Origin of the sequence: Pseudoalteromonas sp. bablab_jr011 (assembly GCF_016464045.1) — a bacterium.
Classification (GTDB): Bacteria; Pseudomonadota; Gammaproteobacteria; order Enterobacterales; family Alteromonadaceae; genus Pseudoalteromonas; species Pseudoalteromonas lipolytica.
Map to the genome: position 1 here is coordinate 1 of NZ_JACDWU010000152.1, position 316 is coordinate 316.

The window sequence follows — 316 nt, forward strand, 5'->3', positions numbered from 1 at the left end:
AAGGCGTGTAACCTAATACATCATAGTAGTTTTGCATACGATCTACATAGCGAGTTTGCCAATGAGCATCAAAATCACCTAAAGCCCAATCTAATGCAAATGTCCCTTTGTATTCTGGATAACCAGCATCACCATACTGAACACCTACTTGCTCTTCACCATCAAACTCGTTTGCCATAACGTATGACACATCTAGTGAAGTACGGAAGCTACCGTATTCTGTATCAAACTTATATGCAGTATAGAAGTCGATACCTTCAACGTTATATGTACCAGAGTTTTGTAAGAAGTTACGTAAGTCAGTTACGTTACCATT

At 38.6% G+C, this 316-nt stretch carries 1 pseudogene; it reads right to left on the bottom strand.

The window, feature by feature from the left end:
- A pseudogene (locus JIG41_RS07410) lies at positions 1-316 on the bottom strand (TonB-dependent receptor); the annotation flags it as partial.